At 67.4% G+C, this 23715-nt stretch carries 18 protein-coding genes and 1 tRNA gene; 11 read left to right on the forward strand and 8 right to left on the reverse strand.

Going from position 1 to position 23715, the window contains the following annotated elements; translation table 11 throughout:
• Positions 1-711: 711 nt before the first annotated feature.
• The 3 genes from ABU113_RS16000 to ABU113_RS16010 all read right to left on the reverse strand — a co-directional run bounded on the left by ABU113_RS16000 (position 712) and on the right by ABU113_RS16010 (position 2534).
• Complete coding sequence (locus tag ABU113_RS16000) at positions 712-1035, reverse strand: hypothetical protein (protein ID WP_454560479.1); 324 nt, start codon at positions 1033-1035, stop codon at positions 712-714.
• Positions 1032-2270, reverse strand: a complete 1239-nt coding sequence (locus ABU113_RS16005) for a tyrosine-type recombinase/integrase (protein WP_454560480.1) — start codon at positions 2268-2270, stop codon at positions 1032-1034. Before ABU113_RS16005 ends, ABU113_RS16000 begins: the two co-directional genes overlap by 4 nt.
• A gap of 190 nt (positions 2271-2460) precedes the next feature.
• Positions 2461-2534 (reverse strand) — tRNA-Gly (locus ABU113_RS16010).
• 138 nt (positions 2535-2672) lie between these two features.
• Between ABU113_RS16010 and ABU113_RS16015 the strand changes: the two genes are divergently transcribed.
• Together ABU113_RS16015 and ppc are read left to right on the forward strand one after the other, a co-directional pair.
• Positions 2673-3617 carry a hydroxymethylglutaryl-CoA lyase gene (locus ABU113_RS16015; protein ID WP_454560481.1) on the forward strand — a complete coding sequence of 315 codons (945 nt, stop codon included), beginning with the start codon at positions 2673-2675 and terminating at the stop codon, positions 3615-3617.
• Between the two features lie 179 nt (positions 3618-3796).
• Positions 3797-6517: a phosphoenolpyruvate carboxylase gene (gene ppc / locus ABU113_RS16020; RefSeq protein ID WP_454560482.1), complete on the forward strand. Its 2721-nt coding sequence runs from the start codon at positions 3797-3799 to the stop codon at positions 6515-6517.
• Between the two features lie 101 nt (positions 6518-6618).
• Here ppc and clpB read toward each other — a convergent pair whose 3' ends face one another.
• Entirely contained in the window at positions 6619-9195 is a 2577-nt protein-coding gene (gene clpB / locus ABU113_RS16025) for an ATP-dependent chaperone ClpB (RefSeq protein ID WP_454560483.1), read from the reverse strand.
• A gap of 284 nt (positions 9196-9479) precedes the next feature.
• On the opposite strand from clpB, the gene ABU113_RS16030 reads away from it, so the two are divergent.
• Complete coding sequence (locus ABU113_RS16030) at positions 9480-10823, forward strand: protoglobin domain-containing protein (protein WP_454560484.1); 1344 nt, start codon at positions 9480-9482, stop codon at positions 10821-10823.
• Between the two features lie 23 nt (positions 10824-10846).
• On the opposite strand, the gene ABU113_RS16035 is transcribed toward ABU113_RS16030, so the two are convergent.
• Complete coding sequence (locus ABU113_RS16035) at positions 10847-11470, reverse strand: DNA-3-methyladenine glycosylase family protein (protein ID WP_454560485.1); 624 nt, start codon at positions 11468-11470, stop codon at positions 10847-10849.
• An 82-nt stretch (positions 11471-11552) separates the two neighbouring features.
• On the opposite strand from ABU113_RS16035, the gene ABU113_RS16040 reads away from it, so the two are divergent.
• The 3 genes from ABU113_RS16040 (at position 11553) to ABU113_RS16050 (ending at position 13857) form a co-directional block, all read left to right on the forward strand.
• Complete coding sequence (locus ABU113_RS16040) at positions 11553-11870, forward strand: 2Fe-2S iron-sulfur cluster-binding protein (protein WP_454560486.1); 318 nt, start codon at positions 11553-11555, stop codon at positions 11868-11870.
• A gap of 95 nt (positions 11871-11965) precedes the next feature.
• Positions 11966-13072: a sensor histidine kinase gene (locus tag ABU113_RS16045; RefSeq protein WP_454560487.1), complete on the forward strand. Its 1107-nt coding sequence runs from the start codon at positions 11966-11968 to the stop codon at positions 13070-13072.
• The gene (locus ABU113_RS16050) at positions 13069-13857 is read left to right on the forward strand and encodes a LytR/AlgR family response regulator transcription factor (protein WP_454560488.1); all 789 of its coding nucleotides are present in this window, start codon (positions 13069-13071) and stop codon (positions 13855-13857) included. The genes ABU113_RS16045 and ABU113_RS16050 overlap by 4 nt, the downstream gene beginning before the upstream one ends.
• Before the next feature lie 53 nt (positions 13858-13910).
• On the opposite strand, the gene ABU113_RS16055 is transcribed toward ABU113_RS16050, so the two are convergent.
• Entirely contained in the window at positions 13911-14432 is a 522-nt protein-coding gene (locus ABU113_RS16055; RefSeq protein ID WP_454560489.1) for a VOC family protein, read from the reverse strand.
• Between the two features lie 82 nt (positions 14433-14514).
• Here ABU113_RS16055 and chrA point away from each other — a divergent pair, with 82 nt between their 5' ends.
• Positions 14515-15810, forward strand: coding sequence for a chromate efflux transporter (gene chrA, locus ABU113_RS16060; RefSeq protein ID WP_454560490.1), 1296 nt, complete (start codon positions 14515-14517; stop codon positions 15808-15810).
• Here chrA and ubiG read toward each other — a convergent pair.
• Positions 15807-16565, reverse strand: a complete 759-nt coding sequence (gene ubiG, locus ABU113_RS16065; RefSeq protein WP_454560491.1) for a bifunctional 2-polyprenyl-6-hydroxyphenol methylase/3-demethylubiquinol 3-O-methyltransferase UbiG — start codon at positions 16563-16565, stop codon at positions 15807-15809. The genes chrA and ubiG overlap by 4 nt on opposite strands.
• Before the next feature lie 56 nt (positions 16566-16621).
• On the opposite strand from ubiG, the gene ABU113_RS16070 reads away from it, so the two are divergent.
• The 4 genes from ABU113_RS16070 to ABU113_RS16085 all read left to right on the forward strand — a co-directional run bounded on the left by ABU113_RS16070 (position 16622) and on the right by ABU113_RS16085 (position 22277).
• Positions 16622-17842, forward strand: coding sequence for an aspartate kinase (locus ABU113_RS16070; RefSeq protein ID WP_454560492.1), 1221 nt, complete (start codon positions 16622-16624; stop codon positions 17840-17842).
• Positions 17839-18900, forward strand: coding sequence for an NAD(P)H-dependent flavin oxidoreductase (locus tag ABU113_RS16075; RefSeq protein WP_454560493.1), 1062 nt, complete (start codon positions 17839-17841; stop codon positions 18898-18900). The genes ABU113_RS16070 and ABU113_RS16075 overlap by 4 nt, the downstream gene beginning before the upstream one ends.
• On the forward strand, positions 18897-21173 hold the full coding sequence (ptsP, locus tag ABU113_RS16080; RefSeq protein ID WP_454560494.1) for a phosphoenolpyruvate--protein phosphotransferase: 2277 nt from the start codon (positions 18897-18899) through the stop codon (positions 21171-21173). Before ABU113_RS16075 ends, ptsP begins: the two co-directional genes overlap by 4 nt.
• Before the next feature lie 174 nt (positions 21174-21347).
• Positions 21348-22277, forward strand: a complete 930-nt coding sequence (locus tag ABU113_RS16085) for a helix-turn-helix domain-containing protein (protein WP_454560495.1) — start codon at positions 21348-21350, stop codon at positions 22275-22277.
• Between the two features lie 101 nt (positions 22278-22378).
• Here ABU113_RS16085 and ABU113_RS16090 read toward each other — a convergent pair whose 3' ends face one another.
• Complete coding sequence (locus ABU113_RS16090; protein WP_454560496.1) at positions 22379-23557, reverse strand: hypothetical protein; 1179 nt, start codon at positions 23555-23557, stop codon at positions 22379-22381.
• Between the last annotated feature and the right edge of the window lie 158 nt (positions 23558-23715).

Genomic DNA, 23715 nt, shown 5'->3' on the forward strand with positions numbered 1-23715 from the left:
AAGGCATGGCCGAACTCAACCAACCCATGATCGAGGAGGAAAATCAGCCCCTACACATCACCGCCAAAGCCGCCTGACGATGGCCCACGGCCACAGCCGAAATTACACCACCTTGACGGACGCGACCAACATAGTGCCCCGAAAGCCGTCCGGAAAATGGAAAAATAATAGGCGGCAAATCTGGACCCTGCACATGATCCCAAACCCGGTCCTCGACACCGCCTAGTTCGGGCTGGCAAGGCCATGGAGGTGAGACCACGCAGCGTTTGGGCGGCGAAAGCCTCAACCGCCCGGCTGGTTTCTCTCTGCCCGCCTGTCCGTGCCAACGCCGGCCAGCCGTCCGGAAATGCCGAGACGCAAGAAAAAAACCTGCCGATGGTTCCGAATGCGGTCTCCCACCGGGTGCGGCTCTAGACTTTTGACCGCCCCCCCCGTCTGTGCCCAGCACGGCCAGGGCGACAGGCCAGCCGCGTGGCGGAACCGCCATGGAATGCCGCGCGCGTGTGGCTTCCCCATCCCCTCACCGCCGCGCGCCATCGCCGCTTCGCGGCTTGTTCACTCCCCGTCCGATTGCCACTTCATTCCCCGTCCGATTGCCACGACCGCTTGCCTAAATCCCACGTCGCTTCCCATGCGCGCACGTATCTCGGGTTGCCGGGATCGAACGGCGGTACATCGGTCCGCAACGAGGGGGCGGCGCGCCATCTGCAATCAGGCTGCGAGGCGGCGCAGATCGGCCATGACCGCCGCCCACCATGTTTCCGGCCAATCCTCGAAATCCGCCCACCGCTCGCGGGCAAATTCGATTTTCCAGATCACGGCAGGCAGATCGGGTGCGGGCGTGGCAATCAGCACATCCTCCGCCGCCAAGCGCACATCCGTAAACCGTTCGGCTTCGGCGTCGATTGCATCCGGCATCAGCGGGCCACCACTCTTGGCGGATTCGTATCGTGGCAGCCATACGGCCCGATGGTAGCTGTCCTCCGCCGCGCTGGCGATTTCAAAGGCTATCTGCGCAGCATCCCACTTGCTCATTTCCCTTTCCCCTTCGCTCTGTTGATCGGCACAACGTCCGCGCCTTTGCGCAGCGTATCGAGATAGTCGCTCCACCATTGGGCCATCTCCACCCGTTCCTTCCAGTGAGCGCCGCGCGTGTAGGCCGCCCTCACCTTGTCGGCATCGCCATGGGCTAGCGCCCGCTCGATTGCGTCCGGGTGCCACTTGCCGCTTTCGTTCAGCAGCGTTGCGGCCATCGCCCGGAACCCGTGGGCGGTCATTTCGTCGCTGGCGTAGCCCAGCCGCCGCAGCCCGGCGTTCAACGTGTTCTCACTCATGGGGCGGGCACGGGTGCGGACAGACGGAAAGACATAGCCAGTCGGGCCGGTGAGAGCGTGAATCTCTCGCAGGATCGCCACGACCTGCCGGGACAGCGGAACCCGGTGGGCCTTCCGCATCTTGGTTTTCTCGGCTGGGATGGTCCACAGCGCCCCGTCCAGGTCGATTTCGTCCCAGCGGGCATGGCGCAGCTCACCGGGCCGCACGAAGACATGGGGAGCCAGTTGCAGCGCCAGCCGGGTAAGCCCGAGGCTTTCGTAGCCGTCTATCGCCCGCAGCAGCTCGCCCACCTTCACCGGCTCAAGGATGGCCGCGTAGTGGGTCACCTTGGGCATTGCCAGCGCCCCGCGCAGATCGCGCGTAGGATCGGAGGCCAGCCGCGCAGTAGCCACCGCATAGCGGAACACCATGCCCGCAAGCTGCAACGTCCGGTGGGCACTCTCCAGCGTCCCCTTGGCTTCGATCTTGCGGACGGCGGCCAGAATGTCGGCAGGTTCTATCTCGCCAATCGGCAGGCTGCCCAAGGCGGCATTGAGACGGGACAAAAGGTATTCGCTCCGCTTGGCCGTGGCCGGTGCCCAGCCGCCCTGCCCGTCCTTTTTCCGCTTGGCGCAATACTCGGCAGAGATGATGGCAAAGGTATTCATCGCCTCTGCCCGCTGGCGCACCTTCGCCCGTCGCTTTTCCCGTGACGGGTCTTTGCTGGCGGCGATTTGCTCTCTGGCCTCATCCCGGCGCTTGCGGGCTTCGGCCAGGCTCACTTCGGGATAGGCACCGAAGGCCGCCAGCTTTTCCTTGCCAGCCAGGCGGTACTTCAGCCGCCAGAGCTTTCCGCCCGCTGGCGTCACCAGCAGATAGAGGCCCGCCCCATCGGCGAGCTTGTATTGCTTCGCCGCCGGTTTCGCCTGTCGAATCGCAACATCTGTCAGCGCCATGGCCTGCCCCCCGCATACCCCCAGCGCCGCAATCATACCCCTTGCCTGTTCCAGCTTCCCCCCAATTATACCCCCATCGGCGAGCGGCTAGATGTGAACGCGGGTGAACGAATGCGGCTTGATGTGCCGCAAAATACCGTGGATTTCAGGGGGATGTCCAGACTGGCACGGACGCGACTGGACGGGAAGGTGGAGCGGGTGATGGGAATCGAACCCACGTAGCCAGCTTGGAAGGCTGGTGCTCTACCATTGAGCTACACCCGCAATGCGCCCGCAAGTCCTTAGGGTCGCCTCCGCTCTACGGTCAAGAGGGGAAAGCACCACGGGCGCGGCCTTAATGGCCCGTTGATTCCGGCGTCGGGGTCGCTTACGGCAAAATGAAAGCAGTTGAGGAGAACGGCCATGAGTAACAGCCCGGTTCAGATCGTCGAGGTGGGTGCGCGCGACGGCCTGCAGAACGAGCCCGAGGTCATCGGCACCGCCGACAAGGTCGCGCTGCTCACGCGCATGATGGATGCCGGCGTCCGCCGCCTGGAGGTGGCGAGCTTCGTCCACCCGCAGAAGGTGCCGCAGATGGCCGACGCGGAAGCGGTGATCGCCGCCCTGCCGGACCGGCCAGACGTCAGCTACATCGGCCTGTGTCTCAACAAGCGCGGCGTGATGCGCGCCCTGGCCACCCGAGAGGGCGGCAAGCGCGGCGTCGACGAGGCCGGCTGCGTCGTCGTCGCCTCCGACACCTTCGGGATGCGCAACCAGGGCCAGACCATCGAGGACGGCGTGCGCGAAAACCAGGAGATGCTGAAACTCGCCCGGGCCAACGGCCTGGTGCCGCAGGTGACCATCTCGGCCGCCTTCGGCTGCCCGTTCGAGGGCGAAGTGCCGGCCGACCGCGTGCTCGACATCATCAAGCGCATGGCCGACGCCGAACCCGACGAGATCGCCATTGCCGACACCATCGGCGTCGGCGTGCCGGGCCAGGTGGAAGAACTGTTCGGCCGCGCCCGCGCGCTGCTGCCCGCCGGCATCAAGCTGCGCGCCCACTTCCACAACACCCGCAACACCGGCATCGCCAACGCCTGGGCCGCCTACAAGGCCGGCGCCTCGGTGCTTGATGCCAGCGTCGGCGGGCTGGGCGGCTGCCCGTTCGCGCCCCGGGCCACCGGCAACATCGCCACCGAGGATCTGCTGTACATGCTCGACCGCTCGTCGGTGCCCACCGGCGTCGACCTCGACGCGGTGATCGCCACCGCGTTGTGGTTCGAGGGCGTGCGCGGCAAGCCGGCGGTGTCGATGGTGGCCAAGGCCGGCGGCTTCCCCAGGGTGCCGGCGGCGGCGGTCTGCGCCTGATCGGCAACGGACGCCGGCCTGCCCGTCTCCCCGCCCCTCCTGTCTCCCCGCCCGCGCTCTCACTGCGTGCGGCGGGCGGCACCCCGACGCAACGCCGGCGGGGTGACAAGGCGCGCCCGGCTCCCCTAGACTTGTGCCTGTCCGCCCGATACCGGGCCGAGCCCTGAGGACAGGCCACCATGACCACCGTGCGAACCACCACCACCGCGAACGCCGGGGCAGGCGCCGCCGCCAGCGCGTCGGAGCGCGAGGACATCCGTTTCCTCGGCCGGCTGCTCGGCGACGTCATCCGCGCCCAGCATGGCCCGGCGCTGTTCGCCAAGATCGAGGCGATCCGTCAGGCCTCGGTCGCCGTCCACCGCGAGGGCGGCGCCTCGCCGGCGGCGATGCTGGCGACCCTGCTCGACGAGCTCGACATCGAGGACACGCTGCGCTTCGTCCACAGCTTCATGCTGTTCTCGCTGCTGGCCAACATCGCCGACGATCGCCAGGCGATGCGCGACCGGCCGAGCCGCGCCGACACCCTGGCCGCCGCCGTCGCCCTGCTGGAGGCCGACGGCGCCCCGCGCGCCGAACTGGTGGCGTTGCTGGAGACCGCGCTGGTGGCACCGGTGCTCACCGCCCACCCGACCGAGGTGCGGCGCAAGAGCATCATCGACCGCGAGGCGGCGATCACCCGCCTGATGGCCGAGCGCGAACTGGCCGGCGACGTCCACCGGCAGGACATCGAGGATGAGCTGGTGCGCCAGATCACCATCCTGTGGCAGACGCGGCCGCTGCGCGCGGTGCGGCTGTTCGTGCAGGACGAGATCGAGACCGTGCTGTCCTATTTCCGCACCACCTTCCTGCCGACGCTGCCTGCCCTGTTCCACCGCTGGGACCGGCTGCTGGGCACCCATCTGCCGAGCTTCCTGCGGCTGGGCAGCTGGGTCGGCGGCGACCGCGACGGCAACCCCAACGTCACCGCCCCGACACTGCGCTATGCCTTCCAGCGCCAGGCGGCGGTGGCGCTCGATCATTACCTCGCCGAGGTCAACACGCTGGGCGCCGAGCTGTCGATGTCGGACCGGCTGTCGCGCACCTCGGAGGCGCTGCAGCAGCTGGCGGATGCCTCGGGCGACAGCTCGCCGCACCGCGCCGACGAGCCCTACCGGCGAGCGCTGACCGGCGTCTATGCCCGGCTGGCCGCCACCCACCAGACACTCACCGGCACGCCGGCGGCGCTGCGCGCGAGCGTGCCCGCCGTCGCCTATGCCGATGCCGAGGCGCTGCTCGCCGACCTGCGGGTGATCCGCCATTCGCTGGCCAGCCACGGCGGCGAGATCGTCGCCGGCGGCCGGCTGGACCGGCTGATCCGCGCGGTCGAGACCTTCGGCTTCCACCTCGCCACCGTCGACCTGCGCCAGAACGCCGACGTCCATGCCCGCGTCGTCGCCGACCTGCTGCGGGTCGCCGGCGTCACGGCCGACTATGAGGCGCTGGGTCTGGGCGAACGCGTCGCCCTGCTGCGGCGGGAACTGGCGCACAACCGCCTGCTGTTCAACCCGCACGCCGGCTACGCGCCGGAAACCGTGGGCGAGCTCGACATCCTGCGCGCCGCCGCCGACATCCTGCGGGCCGCCGGGCCGGACGCGGTGCGCCAGTATGTCATCTCCAAGACCAGCACGGTCGCCAACCTGCTGGAGGTCTACCTGCTGCTGAAAGAGGTCGGCCTGTACCGGGCCGGCGATCCGCCCGCCTCGCCGGTGATGGCGGTGCCGCTGTTCGAGACCATCGAGGATCTGCAGGCCGCCCCGGCGGTGATGGCAGCCTTTCTGGCGCTGCCGGAAATCCAGCCGCTGGTCACCGCGCGCGGCCGGCTGCAGGAAGTGATGATCGGCTATTCCGACAGCAACAAGGACGGCGGCTACATCACCTCCGTCTGGTCGCTGCACGAAACCTCGCTGGCGCTGACCCGCACCTTCGCCGAGGCCGGCGTGCGCCTGCAATTGTTCCACGGCCGCGGCGGCGCGGTGGGCCGCGGCGGCGGCTCGTCGTTCGAGGCGATCCAGGCCCAGCCGGCGGGCTCGGTGCAGGGGCGCATCCGCATCACCGAACAGGGCGAGGTGATCGCCTCGAAATACGGCAACCCGGCGCTGGGTGCCGCCAGTCTGGAATCGATGGCGGCGGCGACCCTGCTCGCCTCGCGCCCGCCGGCGGCGCGCCGGCATGACGACGCCACCCGCTTCCGGGCGGCGGCGCGTGCCATCAGCGACCGGGCGTTCCAGCATTATCGCGGGCTGGTCTACGGCACGCCGGGGTTCAACAGCTATTTTCGGGCCTCGACGCCGATCACCGAGATCGCCGACCTGAAGATCGGCTCGCGCCCGGCCTCCCGCACCGCCTCCGACCGCATCCAGGACCTGCGCGCCATCCCCTGGGTGTTTTCCTGGGCCCAGGCGCGGGTGATGCTGCCCGGCTGGTTCGGCGCCGGCACCGCCCTGGCAAGCGTCGGTGATCGCGGCCTGCTCGCCGAGATGGCGGCCAGCTGGCCATTCGTCGTCACCGCGCTGGCCAACATGGAAATGGTGCTCGCCAAGTCGGACATGGAAGTGGCGGCGCGCTACGCCGAGCTGGTGCCCGATGCCGCGCTGCGCCAGGGCATTTATGCCGCCATCCGTGATGAATGGCAGCGCACCCATGACCAGCTGCTGGCGCTCACCGACCAGTCGCGGCTGCTGGAGAAAAATCCGGCGCTGGCCCGCACCATCCAGCTGCGCCTGCCCTACATCCAGCCGCTCAACGCGCTGCAGGTGGAACTGATCCGCCGTCACCGCGCCGGCGAGGCCGACCCGCGCCTCCATGAAGGCATCCGGCTGACCATCAACGGCATCGCCGCCGGCCTGCGCAACACCGGCTGAGACAACAACTACTGGCAGGCGCCCGAAAAAACACGAGGGCGGGGCGACCCGTGCCGCCCCGCCCCCGCTGATGGAGAGCGCCCGCGATCAGTCGACCCCGATCAGCCGACGCTGAGCGTCAGCCGGCCGTCGCCGTCGGTCACCCGCACGGTGGCGCCATCCTTGACCTCGCCGCGCAGGATCATCTCGGCCAGCGGGTCCTGCAGATATTTCTGCACCACCCGCTTCAGCGGCCGGGCGCCATAGACCGGATCGTAGCCCATGCGGGCCAGCCAGCCGCGCGCCGCGTCGGTGAGGTCGAGGACGATCTTGCGATCGGCCAGCAGCTTCTGCACCCGCGCCACCTGGATATCGACGATCGGCCCCATGTGCGCCTCGCCCAGCCGGTGGAACAGGATGATCTCGTCCAGACGGTTGAGGAATTCCGGCCGGAAATGCCCGCGCACCACCGCCATCACCTCCTCGCGCACGTCGGAGGTGTCCTTGCCTTCCGGCAGCTGCGCGATGAACTGCGCGCCGAGGTTGGAGGTCAGCACGATGATGGTGTTGGTGAAATCCACCGTGCGGCCCTGACCGTCGGTCAGCCGGCCATCGTCGAGCACCTGCAGCAGCACGTTGAACACGTCCTGGTGCGCTTTCTCCACCTCGTCGAACAGCACCACCTGGTAGGGCCTGCGCCGCACCGCCTCGGTCAGCACGCCGCCTTCCTCGTAACCGACATAACCCGGCGGCGCGCCGATCAGCCGGCTCACCGAATGCTTTTCCATGAACTCGCTCATGTCGATGCGGGCCATGGCGGCGGGGTCGTCGAACAGGAAGGTCGCCAGGGCCTTGCACAGCTCGGTCTTGCCGACGCCGGTGGGGCCGAGGAACAGGAAGGAGCCCAGCGGCCGGTTGGGGTCCTGCAGACCGGCGCGCGCCCGGCGCACCGCCGCCGATACCGCGGCGACCGCTTCCGCCTGGCCGATCACCTGGCGGCCGATCTCGCTCTCCATCGCCAGCAGCTTTTCCCGCTCGCCTTCGAGCATCTTGTCCACCGGCACGCCGGTCCAGCGCGACACCACGGCGGCGATGTCCTCCGCCACCACTTCCTCGCGCACCATGGCGCTGGAGGCGGCGTCCCTGGCCTCGGCGATCTGGCGTTCCAGCGCCGGGATGACGCCATAGGCCAGTTCACCGGCGCGGGCGAGATTGCCGGTGCGCTGCGCCTGCTCCAGCTCGACACGCGCGGCGTCGAGCTTTTCCTTCAAGGATCGTTCGCCCTGCATCTTGTCGCGCTCGGCCTGCCAGCGGGCGGTGAGGTCGGCCGACTGGGCTTCGAGATTGCCCAGCTCGCCCTCGATCTTGGCCAGCCGATCCTTCGAGGCGGCGTCGCTCTCCTTCTTCAGCGCCTCGCGCTCGATTTTCAGCTGGATGATGCGGCGGTCGAGATTTTCAATCTCCTCGGGCTTGGACTCCACCTCCATGCGCAGGCGCGAGGCCGCCTCGTCCATCAGGTCGATGGCCTTGTCGGGCAGGAAGCGGTCGGTGATATAGCGGTTGGACAGCGTCGCCGCCGCCACCAGCGCGCCATCGGTGATGCGCACGCCGTGGTGGACCTCATATTTCTCCTTCAGGCCGCGCAGGATCGAGATCGTGTCCTCGACCGTCGGCTCGTTGACGAACACCGGCTGGAAGCGCCGCTCCAGCGCCGCGTCCTTCTCCACATACTTGCGGTATTCATCGAGCGTCGTCGCGCCGATGCAGTGCAGCTCGCCGCGCGCCAGCGCCGGCTTGAGCAGGTTGGAGGCATCCATGGCGCCATCGGTCTTGCCGGCGCCCACCAGCGTGTGCATCTCGTCGATGAACAGGATGATGTCGCCTTCCGCGCCGCGCACTTCCTCCAGCACGCCCTTGAGGCGTTCCTCGAACTCGCCGCGATATTTGGCACCGGCGATCAGGCTGCCCATGTCGAGCGCCATCACCCGGCGGTCCTTCAGGCCCTCCGGCACGTCGCCCTTGGCGATGCGCAGCGCCAGGCCCTCGGCGATGGCGGTCTTGCCGACGCCGGGCTCGCCGATCAGCACCGGATTGTTCTTTGAACGCCGCGACAGCACCTGGATGGTGCGGCGGATTTCCTCGTCGCGGCCGATGACGGGATCGAGCTTGCCGTCGCGCGCCGCCTGGGTCAGGTCGCGGGCGAACTTCTTCAGCGCGTCGTAACGATCCTCGGCGGACGCGGTGTCGGCCGTGCGACCCTGGCGAATCTGGTTGATGGCGCCGTTGAGGCCCTGGGCGGTGACGCCGGCGTCCGCCAGCATCCTGGCGGCCGGCGTGCCCTGCGCCAGCGCCAGCGCCAGCAGCAGCCGCTCGACCGTGACGTAGGAATCGCCGGCCTTGGTGGCCAGCTGCTCGGCCTGATCGAGCACGCGCACCGCATCGCCGTCCCAGCTGAGCTGGCCGGCGCCGCCGCCGGTGACCTGCGGCACCTTGGTGAGGGCGAGGTCGACCGCCTGGGTCGCCTGCTCCGGCCGGCCGCCGGCGGCGCGGATCAACCCCGCCGCCATGCCCTGCTCGTCCTCAAGCAGCGCCTTCAGCAGGTGCTCGCTTTGCACCCGCTGGTGGTTGTTGCGCAGCGCCACCGTCTGCGCCGATTGCAGGAACCCTTTGGCCCGTTCGGTAAACTTTTCGATGTTCATGGGAACTGCCCCCTCGGAACGACAATGTTGTCATCGATGTAATGTGGCATTTTTGCCACACAAGGGGTGCCGACCAACCGAACACACTGTCGCGACAACACGGCCTGCATTCGTGGCCGGTCATCACGGCGGGCATGGCGATGCCCCCGCCAGCAGCTGGATATCCGACTGGTTAAATCAATTTTATCAAGATAGTTTATACTCTAACCATTTGTTCAGCATTGTCGACGACAACAGACCACTCCAGTCCAGTATGAAAAAAGACCGTCGTCACGGAGTGTTAAGTGCAAACGGCCATCGCATCCAATCCACTCTCCCTCGCCCATGCCAATGGCGTCCAGCTCGACGCCAGCGACTGCGAAGCCCTCAAATCGCTGGCCCCCGCGCTGCCGGCAATCATCGCGCCGGTGCTGGATCAGTTCTACGACCATGTGCTCGGCATGGGCGATCTGGCGGCCATGTTCCGCGACGACGCCCACGTCGCCTTCGCCAAGAACGCGCAGACCCGGCACTGGCTGAGGCTGTTCTCCGGTCAGATCGACGACGACTATCGCGCCTCGGCGACCCGGATCGGTGAGGCGCATGAGCGAATCGGCCTCGACCAGAGTCGCTATCTTGGCGGTTACGCCTTCGTGATGCAGCAACTGCTTCCGGCGATTGTCCGCCATGCCCAGGAACATGGGCGCGACATGGACGCCGACATCGCCGCCGTCACCAAAGCCGCCTTCCTCGACATGGACCTCGCGCTTTCGGTGTATCGGGACGTTAGCGACCGTCGCTATGCCGCCAACCTGGAAAAACTGGCGACGACGCTGGAGAATCAGATCGGCAGCTTCGTCGAGACCTGCGCCGCAACCGCCAGCACGGTCGCCGATGCGGCCACCCAGCTGGCCACCCAGGCGCAGCAGTCGGTCGACCATGTCAATTCGGTGGCCGCCGCCTCGTCGCAAACCGCCGACTCGGTAGAGAAAATCTCCGGCACCATGGAAACGCTGTCGTCGGCCATCAGCGACATCGGCCGCCAGAGCGACGTCTGCCTGGAAATCGTCCACGAGGCGATCGCCTCGACCCAGTTTGCTGATCAGGCGGTGGACGAACTGCGGGCACGCACCCAGGAAATCGAGGTGGTGCTGAAGCTGATCGAGAAGGTGGCCGGCCAGACCCGCCTGCTGGCGCTCAACGCCACCATCGAGGCCGCCCGCGCCGGCGAGGCCGGTCGAGGATTCGCCGTGGTCGCCAGCGAGGTCAAGTCGCTGGCCAATGAGACCGAGCACTCCACCGCCCGCATCGCCGGCCTGATCGAGACCATGCAGGCCGCCACCAGCAACGCCGTGAAGGCCATCGAGACCATCCGCAGCCAGACCGGCCGCCTCAATGGCGTCACCGACGACCTCACCAGCTCGGTCGCCCGGCAGGACGCCAACAGCCGTGCCATCGCCCATGGCCTGCAGGAAGCCTCCGTCGGTGCGGCAGAAGTGTCACACAAGTCGCACATGGTCGCCAACGCCAGCCAGGCGGTGGACTCCGAGGCCGGTCGGCTGCTGGAAGTCGCCCGGCAGCTCGCCGAGGACAACCGCTCGCTGCGCGATTCAGTGGCCTCCTTCCTGCGCAACCTGCGGGCAGCCTGACGCCGCTCAGCGCTCCCGCCCGCTCAGAGCGGGGCGCTGTTGGCGTAGTAATGCCAGCAGAACACCGCCATCGCGCCGCGATGCGGCCGCCAGCCTTCGGTCAGCGTGCGCAATGCCCTGGGGCGGGGCCGTTCCTCCAGCCTGAGCAGCCGCCGGACGCCTTCCTGCAGGCCGAGATCGTCAGCCGGCCAGATGTCCGGCCGGCCCTCCGCGAACAGCAGGTAGATCTCCGCGCTCCAGCGGCCGAAGCCCTTGATCGACGACAGCACGGCGATCGCGGCCTCGTCGTCCATGGCCGCCAGCGCCGGGAAATCGAGCGTGCCCGTCTCCACCGCCTCCGCCAGCGAACGGGCATAGGCGATCTTCTGGCGCGAGAGGCCGCCGGCGCGCAGCATCTCGTCGCTGGCGGCAAGGATCACCGCGGGGCTGTCCAGATCGCCCAACGCCGCTTCCAGTCTGGCATAGATGGACTTGGCGGCTGCCACGGATATCTGCTGGGCGACCAGCGTCCGCAGCAGAGCGTTGTAGCCGGCCGGCCGGTGGCGCGGTTCCGGCAGCCCGACCTCGGCCAGCCCGGCGGCGACCCGCGAATCGGTACGCGCGACGGCGTTAATGGCCTTCTTCAGATGTGCGGCGGACAGTCCCATGGCGCATTCCGTCTTGCAGTGACGGCCTCAATGTGTAGAGACCTGCTCTGCATTTGGGAATTGCAAGAGAGAAGACGCAGTCATGGCCAAGCTGACCATTGTCAATCGCGCGGGCGAGGAAACCACCATCGAGGCCGAGACCGGCCTGTCGGTGATGGAGAACATCCGGGATGCCGGCTTCGACGAACTGCTTTCGTTGTGTGGCGGTTCCTGCTCCTGCGCCACCTGCCATGTCTATGTGGATGACGCGTGGCTGGACAAGCTGGACGCCATGGGCATTGACGAGAACGAACTGCTGGATTCCTCGGATCATCGTCAGGACTCCTCCCGTCTGAGCTGTCAGATCGAGATGAGCGACGCCCTGGACGGCTTGAAGGTCGTCATCGCGCCGGAGGACTGATCCGGGCGGCCCCGTCCCGTGCGGGCGTACGGGAATAACGACTCGTCGCAGCGCCAGTGTCGCCGGCCGGCTCGGTGTGGTGTTAGACTGCGACGATGGCCCGTCCTGCAGACCCTCTGATCGAGCAGTTCTTCATCCGCAAGGATCGCGCCTTCTGGATTCTCCAGACCGGCGGCTGGTTCGGCTATGGCCTGGTGCGTTTCCTCAACGGCCTGGCCAACAAGATGGGGCTCGACTATGTGGCGCCGACGCTGATCGGCGTCGCCACCGGGTTCTCGCTCTCGCTCATCATGGCGGCTGCCTTCCGCCAGATCATCCGCTTCCGGGCGCCGGTGGTGTGGAGCCTGAGCGCGGTGGTGGTGCTGGCCTGTTCCGGCCTGTTCTCGGTCATCGAGGTCTGGGGCCACGCCACCTTCTACGAGCCCGATTGGCAGCCGCGCGGCCTGCAGTTCCTCGGCGCGATCCTGGTCGACGTCACGGTGCTGACGGCGTGGGCCGCGCTCTATTACAGCATCAACTACTATCTGCTGCTGCGCCACCAGAGCGAACGGATGCTCAAGCTCTCCGCGCAGGCCCATGCCGCCCAGCTGAAGATGCTGCGCTACCAGATCAACCCGCACTTCCTGTTCAACACGCTCAACTCCATCTCGACCCTGGTGATGCTGAAGGATGCCGAGCGCGCCAACGCCATGCTGTCGCGGCTATCGGCCTTCCTGCGCTACTCGCTGGTCTCCGAACCGGCTCATCTGGTGACCCTGGCGCAGGAAGTCGACGCGCTGCAACTCTACCTCGATATCGAGCGCATGCGCTTCGAGGACCGGCTGAAGGTCCGCTTCGACATCTCCCGCAATGCCCGCGAGGCCCTGCTGCCGTCGCTGCTGCTGCAGCCACTGGTGGAGAACGCCATCAAGTACGCCGTGGCGCCGGCCGAGGAAGGCGCGGAGATCGCCCTGCGGGCGGAGGTGAAGGGCGGCCGGCTGCGCCTCACCCTTTCCGACACCGGGCCGGGACTGGGCCAGGGCAAGACGCGGCCCACCGGCGGCAGCGGCGTTGGTCTGGCAAATATTCGTGATCGCCTGACGCAGGCTTATGGCCAGGATCATCGTTTTGAGATTGGGGCCAACGAACCGCACGGCGTGGTCGTGCGGATCGACATCCCCTTCCAGAGAACCGGACAGGCAACCAAGGAGGCCGCAGAATGACGATCCGGACCATCATCGTGGACGACGAGGCGCTCGCCATCCAGGGGCTTGAGCTGCGACTGGCGAACCACCCCGACATCGAGATCATCGACCGCTGCCGCAATGGCCGCGAGGCGGTGCGCGCCATCAAGACCCTGAAACCGGACCTCGTGTTCCTCGACGTACAGATGCCGGGGTTCGACGGCTTCGGTGTCATCGAGGGACTGATGGACATCGAGTTGCCCCTGATCGTGTTCGTCACCGCCTTCGACGAGTTCGCCCTCAAGGCCTTCGAGACCCAGGCGCTCGACTATCTGCTCAAGCCCGTCGACGAGGCGCGGCTGGCCGGCACCCTGGAGCGCGTCCGCGAGCGGCTGGCGCTGCGACGGGCCTCCGACGAAAGCGGCCGCCTGCGGGAGCTGCTGAAAACGGTGGCCCCTCAATCGGTGCCGCGCGCCGCCGAGGACGTGGCGCCGTCACGCTTCGAGCGGATGATCAACGTCAAGGATCGTGGCCAGATCTTCCGCGTCGACGTCGAGAACATCGAGCGCATCGACGCCGCCGGCGACTATATGTGCATCCACACCGGCGAGCAGACGCTGATCCTGCGCGAGACGATGAAGGATCTGGAGCGCCGGCTCGATCCGCGCAAGTTCCGCCGCATCCACCGCTCGACCATCGTCAACCTGGAACAGGTCAAGCAGGTCAAGCCGCACACCAATGGCGAATGCTATCTGGTGCTGTCGTCGGGCCAGCAGGTGAAGGTGTCGCGCAGCTACCGCGACGTGGTCGCCCGCTTCCTCTGAAATCCCACCGCCGGCCGGTCCGGGGCCTGACCGCCGTCAGCCCCCCGGACGGGTCAGGCCTTTACTGGAAACAGCCAGGCCTTGCGCGCCCGGGTCTGCTCGCTCCAGCGGGCGAGATGATCGCGCGCGGCGGCATCCGCAGTCCCCGCCTCGCGGGGCAGCAGCGGCGCCACCAGCTCCAGCTGCAATCCGTTGGGATCCCACAACGACAGGGCCATCGCCCCGGCGGCCGTCACCGGCTCGCCGCAGGGAATGTCGTGCTCGTCCAGCAGCTGCTTGAGCGCCAGCAGTGCCTCGGCCGAGGCCAGTGACAGCGCGACGTGCCGTTCGGCGCCGTCGGTCGGCGCGAACTGGTCCGGCCGGGCGGTCGCCGGTGCGTCGATAAAGCTCAACCGACCGCCATCGGACAGCGCGAACTGGAGTTGCAGCACCTCCGCAGCCCCATCGTGCCGTACGCAGGCCTCGCCCGACGACACCGCCACCAGCGGCAGGCCCAGCAGTTCCTCGTAGAACAGCCGGGTCTCCTCCGCATCGCGGCACCGGAAGGCCACATGGTCAAGACCGTTGATCTGCACCGGCGCGGGTTCCTGCCATTGTCGTTTAGGAAAGGTATGGTTACCCTAAAGCCCTCAACGGATTGGGCAAGAGGGTCGTCACATGGAAGGCCGGGACAAGCAGCGTCTGGCCGCGTTCGCGGCCGCGTGGCTGCGCATCGGCCTGCTGGGATTTGGCGGACCGGCCGGCCAGATCGCCCTCATGCACCGCGTCGTTGTCGAGGAGCAGCGCTGGCTGGACGACAAGCGATACCTTGCCGCGCTCAATTTCTGCATGCTGCTGCCCGGCCCGGAAGCGCAACAACTCGCCACCTATTGCGGTTGGGTGCGTCATGGCGTCCTCGGCGGGCTGATCGCCGGCGGCCTGTTCGTGCTGCCCGGCGCATTGGTGATGCTGGCGCTGGCCACGCTCTACGTGCTGCATGGCGACATGCCGCTGGTGGCCGCGCTGTTCTACGGCATCAAGGCCGCCGTGCTCGCGGTCGTCATCGAGGCGCTGTTGCGGGTCGCCCGGCGGGCCTTGACGCACCGCCTGCACTGGCTGCTGGCGGGGCTCGCCTTCCTCGCCCTGTTCCTGTTCGCCCTGCCCTTTCCGCTGGTGATCGTGGTTGCCGGCCTGATCGGCTGGGCGACGACTCCGGCGCCCACGGCCACGACCGGCGATCTGGAGCCCACCCCGGCAGCGGGAGGCCGGCATACCCTCGTCACCACCCTGCTGTGTGGGGTGATCTGGGCGATGCCCGTCCTGCTGGCCGCGCGGCTGCTGGGGCCGGACCATGTGCTGACCGAGATCGGCCTGTTCTTCTCCCGCATGGCGGTGGTCACCTTCGGCGGCGCGTACGCCGTACTGGCCTATGTGGCGCAGGCCGCGGTCAATGAGCACCACTGGCTGACGGCCGCCGAGATGCTGGACGGACTCGGGCTGGCCGAAACCACCCCTGGACCGCTGGTGCTGGTGCTGCAGTTCGTCGGCTTCCTGGCCGCCTGGCGCGAGGCGGCGCCGTTCACGCCGTGGCTGGCCGGCCTGCTGGGAGCGGTAATGACCTTGTGGGCAACTTTCGCACCATCCTTCCTGTGGATCTTCGCGGCCGCGCCCCACCTCGAACGCCTGCGCCGGATGCCGCGCCTGCAAGGCGCGCTGGCGGGCATCACGGCCGCCGTGGTCGGCGTGATCCTGAATCTCGGCCTGTGGTTTGCCCTGCATCTGCTGTTCGGCGATGTCGGCACCTGGCGGGTCGGCCCCTTGCAGGTGGCGGCGCCAACGCTGTCGACCTTCGACCCGAAAGCGGCGGTGCTGGCGGCGCTGGCGGGCCTGGCCCTGCTGCGCTGGCGGGTCGGCCTGCTGCCGACACTGGCGGGCGGCGCCATGGCCGGTCTCGCCCTCCATCTGCTGGCTTAGGCTAGGCGCCTGACCGCCACACCGATGTAGTTGACGGATGTGTCGGGCGAGACATGGAAGGCACGATCAGCCAGCGAGAAGCTGAGCCCCTCGATATTGAGCACGGCAAGACCCGCCGTCTCCAGCCTGGCGGTGAGTTCCTCCGGCGTCATGAACGCCTGCCAGTCGTGCGTGCCCCTGGGCACCCAGCGCAGCACCCACTCGGCGCCAACGATAACCGACAGATAGCTCGCCATGGTGCGGTTGGGGGTGGAGAAGATCAGCAGGCCGTCCGGCGCCAGCAGACCCGCCAGCGAGGCCAAGAACAGGTCGACGTCGGCGACATGCTCGACCACCTCCAGCGCCGTGATGACGTCGAACCGCGCGCCCTCCCGCGCCAGCGCCTCGACGGTGCCGCAGCGATAGTCGATGGCAAGCCCGGCCTCGGCGGCGTGCTGGCGGGCCGCCTCGATGGCCTCGGCGCTGGCGTCCAGCCCGGTAACGCTGCCGCCCATGCGCGCCAGCGGCTCGGCGACCAGCCCTCCACCACAGCCGACATCAAGGACCTTGAGGTCGCGCAGCGGCCGCAGCATGGCGCGATCGCGGGCGAAGGCGGCGCACACCTCGTCGCGGACATAGGCCATGCGCACCGGGTTGAGCCGGTGCAGTGGCGCCATCGGCCCGTCCTCGTCCCACCACGTCGCGGCGATGTGGGAGAACTTGGCGACCTCGGCGGCGTCAATGGTCGAAGGGGGCAGAGCTTCGCTTGCGTTCATGGCTCCCACTTTCTATCAAGAGCCCGCAATTTCAACCAGGGACTGGCGCGAGCATCATGGCGCGTATCGTAATGAAGTTTGGCGGCACCTCGGTGGCCAACGTCGACCGTATCCGCAACGTGGCCCGGCGGGTCAAGGCCGAGGTGGATCGCGGCAACGAAGTCGCGGTGGTGGTCTCCGCCATGTCCGGCGAGACCGACCGGCTGGTCGGCTTCTGCCGCGAGGCCGCGACCCTCTATGACGCCCGGGAATACGACACCGTGGTCGCCACTGGCGAGCAGGTGACGACCGGTCTGCTGGCCATCGTGCTGCAGTCGATGGGCGTGCCGGCGCGCAGCTGGCTGGGCTGGCAGCTGCCCGTACGGACCAACGACGCCCACGGCTCGGCCCGCATCCAGGACATCGACACCGGCGAGGTGATCTCCCGCATGCTCACCGGGCAGGTGGCGGTGGTGGCGGGCTTCCAGGGGCTCGGTCCCGACAACCGGGTGACGACGCTGGGCCGCGGCGGCTCGGACACCAGCGCGGTGGCGCTGGCGGCGGCGCTGAAGGCCGACCGCTGCGACATCTACACCGATGTCGACGGCGTCTACACGACCGACCCCCGGATCGTGCCCAAGGCACGCAAGCTCGACAAGATCACCTATGAGGAGATGCTGGAGCTGGCCAGCGTCGGCGCCAAGGTGCTGCAGACCCGCTCGGTCGAACTGGCGATGAAGGAAAAAGTGCGCGTCCAGGTTCTCTCATCGTTTGAGGACTTGCCTGGTACGCTCGTGGTGGACGAGGATGAAATCGTGGAACAGGAACTGATCGCCGGCGTGGCCTATTCACGCAACGAAGCCAAGATCACGCTGGTGGGTGTGCCCGACCGGCCGGGCGTTGTCGCGGCCATCTTCTCGCCGCTGGCCGACGCCAACGTCAACGTCGACATGATCGTGCAGAACATCGCCCACGACACCAAGACCACCGACGTCACCTTCACGGTCACCCGCACCGACCTGCCGCGCGCGCTGGACACGCTGGAGAAGCACCGCGCCGAACTGGGCTACGAGGGCCTGGTGTCGGATGCGGCGGTCTCCAAGGTTTCGGTGGTGGGCGTCGGCATGAAGAGCCACGCGGGCGTCGCACAGACCATGTTCAAGGCGCTCGCCGACCGGGGCATCAACATCCAGGTGATCTCGACCTCCGAGATCAAGATCAGCGTGCTGATCGCCGAGGACTACACCGAACTGGCGGTACGCGCCCTGCACTCCGCCTACGGACTGGACGCCGCATGACCGACCTGACGCCCTCCGCCCTGGCCGCTGGCCGCGCCCGGCTGGATGCCCTGATGCGGCGCGGCGTCGAATTCCTGGGCAGCCGCTACGCCATTCTGGGCGGTGCGATGACCTGGGTGTCCGAACGCACCCTGGTGGCCGCCATCTCCAACGCCGGTGGCTTCGGCGTGCTGGCGTCAGGCGCCATGACGCCTGAGCGGCTGCGCGAGGAGATCCAGGCGACCCGGGCGCTGACCACGGCACCCTTTGGCGTCAATCTCATCACCTTGCACCCGCAGCTGCTCGACATGGTGGACGTCTGCCTGTCGGAAGGCGTCGGCCATGTGGTGCTCGCCGGCGGCCTGCCGCCGGGCGAGGCCATCGACAAGGTCAAGAAGGGCGGCGCCAAGCTGATCTGCTTCGCGCCGGCGCTGGCGCTGGCAAAGAAGCTGGTGCGCTCCGGCGTCGACGCACTGGTGATCGAGGGGTCCGAGGCCGGTGGCCACATCGGCCCGGTGTCGCTGACCGTGCTGGCACAGGAGATCCTGCCGCATGTGCGCGACGTGCCGGTATTCGTCGCCGGCGGCATCGGTCGCGGCGAGACCATCGCCGCCTATCTGGAAATGGGTGCCGCCGGTGTCCAGCTCGGCACCCGTTTCGTGTGCGCCACCGAGTGCGTGGCACACCCCAACTTCAAGAAGGCGTTTCTGCGTGGCGCCGCTCGCGACGCCATCGCCTCGGTCCAGCTCGACCCGCGTTTCCCGGTGATCCCTGTCCGGGCCCTGAAGAACAAGGGCTCGGAAGCGTTCATGGAAGCCCAGCGCCGGATCATCGAACGGGTCGACCGTGGCGAACTCGACATCGCCGCCGGGCAACTGGAAATCGAGCATTACTGGGCTGGTGCGCTGCGCCGGGCGGTGGTCGACGGCGACGTCGAGAGCGGCTCGCTGATGGCCGGCCAGTCGGTCGGCCTGGTCAGCAGTGAACAGCCGGTTGCCGACATCATTGGTGAACTGACCGATCAGGCCGCCCGCTTCCTGGCCGAGCGCACCATCTTGCCCCTAGAGGCGACTGCATGAGCCCGGCGTCGCCCGTCGTGTCCGCCCCGCGCGCCATTCTGCGCCGGCTGCACGATGTCATGGCGTCGCGGGCCACGGTGCAGGCCAAACTCAACAAGGTGGTGCGGGCCATCGCCGGCGCTATGTCGAGCGAGGTCGCCTCCATCTACCTGCTGCGCGATGGCTGGCTTGAACTCTATGCGACGGAAGGCCTGGCCCAGGAGGCCGTCCACGTCACCCGCATGGCGCTGTCGGAAGGCCTGGTGGGCAACATCGCCACCAACCGGACGCCGCTCAATCTCGCGGAAGCCCGCGCCCACCCTGACTTCGCCTACCGCCCGGAAACCGGTGAGGACGTCTTCCACTCCTTTGCCGGCGTGCCGATCCTGCGGCGCGAACAGGCGATCGGTGTGCTGTGCGTCCAGCATGTCGACCCCCGCCAGTATGAGGACGAGGAGATCGAGGCGATGCAGACCGTCGCCATGGTGCTCTCGGAACTCATCTCGTCGGCCGGGTTGGTCGACGAGGAAACCATGGCGCGCGCGCGTGCCCAGAACACGGCGCCGGTGCGGATGTCAGGTACCAAGCTGGTGGATGGCCTGGCACGCGGCATGGCGGTCTTCCACCAGCCGCGCGTCGTCGTCGAACATACGGTGGCCGAGGACATCGAGGCCGAGCGCAAGCGCGTCACCGACGCCTTCCAGACCATGCGCCAGCAGATCGACAAGATGATGAGCCAGGCGGAGTTCGCCGGCTCGGGCGAGCATGAGGACATTCTTGAAACCTACAAGATGTTCGCCTTCGACGAAGGCTGGGCCCGACGGATCACCGAGGCCATCGACAGCGGCCTGACCGCCGAGGCCGCCATCGAACGCGTGCAGCAACGCACCCGCATCGCCATGCGCAAGACCCAGGACCCGTTCTTCCTGGAGCGCCTGCATGACCTCGACGACCTGGCCAACCGGCTGCTGCGCATTGTCGCCGGCCGGATGGGCACGGCGGCGCAGGCGGGCCTTACCCAGGACAGCATCCTGATCGCCCGCAATCTGGGCCCCGCCGAACTGCTGGAATATGACCGCCGCTTTCTGCGCGGCGTGGTGCTGGAGGAGGGCTCACCCACGGCGCACGTCACCATCATCGCCCGCGCCATGGGCGTGCCGATGCTCGGTCGTGTCAAGCAGGTCCGCGACCATGTCTACGAAGGCGACCCGCTGCTGCTCGATGTTGCCAACGAGGCCCTGTTCATCCGGCCCGCCCCCAACGTCATCAAACAGTTCGAGTCCCACATCGCGCTGCGGGCCCGGCGCCAGGCCGAATATGCCAAGCTGCGCGACCTGCCCGCCATCACCGCCGACGGCACCCGCATAGAGCTGATGATGAACGCCGGTCTGCGCGTCGATCTGCCCGGCCTGTCCGTCACCAATGCCGACGGCATCGGCCTGTTCCGCACCGAGTTCCAGTTCCTGGTCTCCGCCGCCCTGCCCCGCCGCGAAGCGCAGACGCGCCTGTATTACGACGTGTTGCACGCTGCCGCCGACAAGCCGGTTGTGTTCCGCACCGTCGATATCGGTGGCGACAAGGCCGTGCCCTACCTGAAGGACGACGACACCATCGAGGAAAACCCGGCGATGGGCTGGCGGGCGCTCCGTGTGGCGCTGGAGCGCGAGGGCTTGCTGAAGGTGCAGGCGCGCGCATTGCTCGACGCCGCGGCCGGGCGGGAATTGAATCTGATGTTCCCGATGGTCACCGAACCCTGGGAGTATGAGCAGGCACGCGCCATCGTTCAGGGTCAGGTGGATTATCTGATCACGCGCGGCCTGCCATTGCCGCAGCGGATCAATTACGGCGTGATGATGGAAGTGCCGGCCCTGGCCTACCGGCTCGACGAGTTGCTGCCCAAGCTTGACTTCCTCTCGATCGGCACCAACGACCTGATCCAGTTCCTGTTTGCCGCCGACCGCTCCAACCCGAAGCTCGCCGACCGTTACGACTGGGTCAGCCCCGGTGTCCTGCGTTTCCTGAAAATGGTCGTCGATCAGGCACACGCCGCAGGCAAGCCCATCTCGGTATGCGGGGAAATGGGGGGCAGGCCGCTGGAGTCGATGGCGCTGATGGGGCTTGGTGTGCGCCGCCTGTCGATCACACCTGCCGCTATCGGTCCGATCAAGAACCTCGTACGCCACCTCGATCTGGCGAAATTACGTCAATTGATGGATGAATTACTGACCCGTCCGAGCCCGGATATTCGCCATCGACTGATGAAATTCGCCGAGGACGAAAAAATTCCCCTCTGACGGCCCGCCAAACGGGCGTTGACATGTTGACAACATGCTTTCTGCTGTCAAAGTTATCCACAGGGCAGCGCAAGATGGCGCCAAGCCTTTCGGGGTCGTACCAAATCATCCGCTTATCCAGTTGAATGGTGTGCAACCGGTCACTGACAAGGCCAGTGACTTGAGGAGAACAAAATGTCAGCCTTGACGGATTCCAGCGCTGTTGCCGGGGGCACCGCCATGTCGGTGGGACAGCTGTTGCGCACCCGGCGTATCGAGCGCGGCCTGTCGATTGGCGATATCGCCGCCGAGACCCGCATTTCCGCGCGTTATCTCTCCGCCCTGGAGGACGACCAGCATGAGGTGCTGCCGCCGCTGACGTTCTCGCTGGGGTTCGTCAAGAACTACGCCAAGGCGCTGGGCCTGTCCTCGGAGCTGGTGGGCAACCAGTTCAAGGCGGAGACATCCCGCTTCGGGGTCGCCGAGCAGGCGCATTTCCCCGAACCGATGGGAGATAGCAAGATTCCCTCGCGCGGCCTGGCGGTGGCGGGTGTCGTCATCGTGGTCGCGGTGCTGGGTGGCTGGTGGGCATGGACCAGCGGCCTCATCGGCGCCACGGCGCCCACCGAGGACGACATGATATCCGTTGCCGGCACCGCGGAGGGCACCAGTACCGAAGGCCCCGACCTGGCGATCTCCGCGACGCCACCGGACACCGAAGCCGTTTCAGCGCCCCAGGCCGCCGCCGTGCCCGCTGACGAGGCAACCCTGCGAGCGGAAGAACAGGCGACCGCTGCCGCCCGGGTCATCAATAACGGGCCAATCATCCTCAAGGCACTGGAAGACAGCTGGGTCAGAATCTCCGACGGCACGTCGGGAGCGGTCAAGATCGGCGTCATGAAGGCGGGCGAGACCTACCGGGTTCCCGCCCTGCCGGGCCTGAAGCTGATGACGGGCAACGCCGGGGCGCTTGAAGTGACTGTCGGCACCACGGTGCTGCCATCAATGGGCGGTCCCGGCGAGGTGGTGAAGGATCTCGAACTGACGCCGGCCGGCCTGCAGGCCTACCTTGCCTCCCGCGCGACACCGCCCAGCGCCGACAGCCCCCGCACCAATCCCGAATAATCAAACCCGCCCCGTGCGTTACCCGCCGGAGGGCGGGTCGTGGCGGGGCGTCGGCATCGTTCGGGAGGCCTCATCGCCTGGCCTCGCGCCACGCGGCCAGGCTACCGACGGTCCGCCTCCATGAGCTGGGCATCGGCCGTGAACTTGGCGGCCCAGTTGAGATATTGGTAGTCGCCATAGTCACCATCGACCGGATGCGACCCCTTGACGCCGCCACGGATGTCCGGCGGGCCATCCAGGGAGATGGTACGACGAACATACTGGTTGAGACGTTGCGCGGCCGCGACATAGCCCGGGTTGGACTCGATGGCGTCGAGCAGCAGAAAACAGGCGGCGATCTGCGATGAACCCGTGAGACAGACATAATCCACCGCCGGCTGCCAGTCGCGGTCGTAACGACCGGCGAGCCAGCCGTCAGCCCGCACGCAGCCCGCAAGCGCGTCGGCGGTGCGCCGGCAGGCGGCCAGCACCGCCGTGTCGGGCGTCAACCGATAGGCCTCGATGCAGCCGCGCAGAACATAGCCGATGGTGTGGGTGAGGGGCGCATCAGGGCGCACCAGGCAATTATCCTGGAACCAGCCGTTGGCGAGCTGGCGCGAGATCGCCCAGCGCACCTGACGTTGCCCGGCCTCGCCATACCCCTCACCGGGTGCCACCCGTTCGGCCTCGAACAGCCCCCAGGCGACGTGGGTTTCGTAGGCTTTGTCGCCCGGCGCCGCGAACGGCGTCGGATGTGAGCGCCAGCAGCCATCGGGGTCGAGACTGTCCCGCAGAAAGCAGGCCGCGCCATGCATCGCCTCGCCATAGGCATCCGCACCGAAGGTCGCGACACCCGCCGCCAGACCGATGAGAATCTGGCCGGTATTGAAGGTCACCGGCACCACCGGCGTCTGGTCGATGCGTCCACCCTGAAAACCGCCGCTCGGCAACTGGATCGCCTTCAGCCAGTCGAGCATCCGGCGGGCCGCCTCGCGGTAGTCGTCGCGGCCGAAGCGCACAGCGCCGTCTAGAAGGGTGGGAATGATGTACCCGGTGGTCTCGGGGTAGGAAGGCGCCCAGCCGGTGCGCAAGTCGAAATCGCGAGCAACACCGCCATCCTGCGACTTCGAACAGGCCTGAGCGCGCAGCAGCCAGTCCATATTGGCGATGGCAACCTCGACCGGCTTGCCGGGATCGCCTGGCAACGGCCCGCGATCCGCCTTGAGCACGGCGCGACCGAGCTCGGTCAGTGCCTGTTCCTGCTCCCACTTGCGATATTTCTCGACCGCCTGTTCAGGCAATAGCGTCTTGAGAGCGGCTTTAAGGTGTCGCGGTCGCGTCCGTCAAGGTGGTGTAATTTCGGCTGTGGCCGTGGGCCATCGTCAGGCGGCTTTGGCGGTGATGTGTAGGGGCTGATTTTCCTCCTCGATCATGGGTTGGTTGAGTTCGGCCATGCCTT

This window comes from Parapedomonas caeni, from assembly GCF_041060555.1.
In the GTDB taxonomy this organism is placed as follows: domain Bacteria; phylum Pseudomonadota; class Alphaproteobacteria; order Sphingomonadales; family Sphingomonadaceae; genus CAUJIW01.